The organism is Allobosea massiliensis (assembly GCF_042655245.1).
In the GTDB taxonomy this organism is placed as follows: Bacteria; Pseudomonadota; Alphaproteobacteria; order Rhizobiales; family Beijerinckiaceae; genus Allobosea; species Allobosea massiliensis.
On record NZ_JBHSLU010000142.1, the window covers coordinates 1 to 3,053 of the forward strand.

A 3,053-nucleotide genomic window follows, 5' to 3' on the forward strand; every position below is an offset into this window, starting at 1 on the left:
TCCCATCGTCAGCCTGCCAGCCGTGGCCGCCTGACCAGCCCGACCAAAGCCGGCACGCGGTGGCTCTGCGAAGCTACACCACCAGCAGGGACACGACCAGCCTGTGCCGATAGCAGTCAGCTTTGCAAAGAGTTTCGTCCGTTCACGCTGCGGTAGCCTGTCGATAGGCGGCGAGCCGACTAGCCAGGTCTCTGGATTTTCACCGTCCTCAATCGTCACCGGAAAGTGTAGCCAAGCGGTTTCACCAGGTATTTCTACAGTACTGCGGGTGAGTGGTACTTTGAGTTCAATAGGCACGCCGCGAACAAGCGCAACACCAGTTGCTGTTGAGGTTCCCCCTCGATCAAGCGCGGGCCCGTATAAATTTTGATACCATTCTCTGACATAGTGGTAGATAACAGCAAACCAAGGCTTATTATAAAAATCAGATTTATCGTCACCTTCTATTTCTAAGATATAATCCTTTACAAATATAATCGAGGCCTGTGTCACTCTATGCCAGACGGGCGTTTCAATAGAAGAAAGATGTTCGTCAATTATAATCAGGCGATCACTAATTACTTCTTTAAGATCCATGACTTTCAACCTCTCAGTCAAGGTCGATTTGATGACGGGCCCGTGCCAGAATTTCAATCGAAATCTAATCTATTATCTAGACTGCGCCATGCGCATGTCAATTTCCTTATCCGTATCGCAGGCCTTCTGGAAGGTTCTCACTGTCTTGACTGGCCCACATCACCGGCCCACATTGGGGATATCGGACCGACAAGCCGCCAAAAAACACGTTGTCGCCCAGTTCTTTGTGAACTTGGATAGGGGTCCTAGTCCCCCAGCCATTTGCTCACTTTCTGAGACAAATGGCTTCAGGCCCTCCGAGATTGGTTGGATCCGTGAGTGTTCTGCGCACCTGTCAGGTGTCCGAAAACGCAGAGGTCCACCAGACAGGTCCACCGCACCGACGCTGCGTCTGATGGACCACGTTGGCGAGGGTGACGAGCTTTTCGCGACGGCGCGGGGCCACGACTCTCTTCCGGCACAAACGTCCCCCACGACCTAAAAGCCCTAATCGGGGCTGCCAAAAGGTCATGTCCCATGCGTGGTGTCGCCGGTGGCAATCGTCGGCGATGGCCGGTTACGCCGCAGGCCCGGCAGCCATGGGGTGGGCCGGTGTGGAAGGTTAAAGCCTACTGACCTGGCCCAGGGCGGGAGCGTCCCGCCTTCGAAGGAATGTTTCGATCGTCACGACCGCAGCCGGTCACTGACCGCTGGCGGCTTTGGCGAGGCCGGCGAGCGCGCCGGCCATCGCGGTCAGCGGCTCGTCCTGTCCGGTGATCCGATAACGCTCCTTCAGCGCCGAGGGCGGCGCATAGCCGATCATGACCTTCCCAATCCCGTCCTGCCAGATCAGCATCTTCATCGGCAGTTCGATGGCGACCGATGGCTGGGCCAGCATCAACGGCGTGCCGAGACGCGGGTTGCCGAACATGATGACCTCGGTCGGCGGCATGTCCAGCCCGGCGGCCTTGGCCGCGGCGGCGTGGTCGATCCGCGCGGCGATGCGGATGCCGCGCTTCTCGAGTTCAGCCGCCAGCCGGTCCGAGGTCTCCTTCACGGCGAACCGGCTTTCGACCGTAGTGAGGTTCTGGGACAGCGCCGTCGCGCTCGTCAGCAGCAGCGCGGCAAGACTCATGACCAATGCACGTGTCATCTGGTGAACTCCGACTGCGCGGTTTTGGGGATCAGGATTTCTTCACGCCGCAGGCCGCACCGCCCAGGACACAGAAGGTCGCGCAATGGCGATGGTTCAGCGGCACCGGGACTTTCGCCTGCTTCAGCGTGCGGCCAAGCTCGAACCGCTCGTCATAGGCAATCAGGGTACAGGCCACGACCGCCGGCGCATCGGCGCCCTTGCGCCGCACGACCATTCGCGAGGTCGCGCACATCACGTCGTCCGGGCTCTTGTCGAGGATGCCCCAGCACGCGTCGGTGATCTCCGGCGGGTTGGCGTCGGGGGTCATCTCCGGAAAGATCACCAGTTGGACCGGGTCGTTACAGTCGACCGCGATCGCCTCGCGATCGAACAGCGCGCGATAACCCGCGCGTGCGACCGCTTCCGGCTCGGCGTCCAGATGCCGACCGGCGATCTCGATCTGGAACCCCTCCCTTGACAGGAAGCGCAAGCCCTCCATCGCCTTGGCAAAGGAGCCAACGCCGCGCTCCGCGTCGTGGATGGCGGCATGATGGCTGTCGAGGGACACGCGAAAGCGCAGCAACCCGCCATGGGCCTCGCGCAGCCGAGTGAGTTCCTCCCGGCGCCGCATCATCGGGCGCATCGCGTTGGTGAGCACGAGCGTCTCGAAGCCACGCTCCAGCGTCTTCGTCAGGATCGCAACCATGTCGCGGTTCATGAACGGCTCGCCGCCGGTGAAGCCGATCATCCGGACCGGCAGCCGCTCGTCCCGCACTTCATCCAGATAGGCCGTGACATCGGCGAGCGAGAGGTAGACCAGCCGATCGTTGCTGGGGGAACTCTCGATGTAACAATTCTGGCACTTGATGTTGCATAGCGTGCCCGTATTGAACCACAGCGTCTCCAACCGCTTGAGATCGACGCGCGCGCGCCGTTCGCCCTTTGCGGTCCGCACAGGATCGACAAACTTGGCGGTCACGAGGGTTGGCGTGTTCACATACGGGCTCCGACGCTAGGCACGATAAGATACGCGCCCGGCGACCGCTTCGTTACACTGGCCCTGTGCTTTTTGTGGTGAGGCTCGGCGCGCAGGGCATCGGCCGACGGTGAATGCGCTGCCCTGACGAGCCGGCAGCCCTACACGATCGCCTCACGCAAAGCTGCTTTGCGGCCTGGCGAAGCCGCCTGTAACGAACCGGCAGTGCGGCCCGAATGAGTGGATGCTGCGTGCAAGACCGCCAGCCAGAACGCGAAGACGAATGGAGCGGTCGTGTCCCTGCTGGTGGTGTAGCTTCGCAGAGCCACCGCGTGCCGGCTTTGGTCGGGCTGGTCAGGCGGCCACGGCTGGCAGGCTGACGATGGG

The 3,053-nt window shown here is 61.1% G+C and carries 3 protein-coding genes; all 3 read right to left on the bottom strand.

The genetic code is table 11. From position 1 onward, the window contains the following. A partial coding sequence (locus ACFPN9_RS27850) for a hypothetical protein (protein ID WP_377817952.1) occupies window positions 1–576 on the bottom strand: 576 nt, incomplete at its 3' end. Window positions 577–1,255: 679 nt separating this feature from the next. Further along, a complete protein-coding gene (locus ACFPN9_RS27855) occupies window positions 1,256–1,708 on the bottom strand; it encodes a DUF302 domain-containing protein (RefSeq protein WP_082734992.1) in 453 nt (150 codons plus the stop codon). Window positions 1,709–1,739: 31 nt separating this feature from the next. Further along, window positions 1,740–2,687 carry a radical SAM protein gene (locus tag ACFPN9_RS27860; RefSeq protein WP_067254675.1) on the bottom strand — a complete coding sequence of 316 codons (948 nt, stop codon included), beginning with the start codon at window positions 2,685–2,687 and terminating at the stop codon, window positions 1,740–1,742. Window positions 2,688–3,053: the final 366 nt, after the last annotated feature.

Excerpts from the sequence above, each read along its gene's own strand:
- ACFPN9_RS27855 (WP_082734992.1), bottom strand. The coding sequence starts at position 1,708 with ATGACACGTGCATTGGTCATGAGTCTTGCCGCGCTGCTGCTGACGAGC.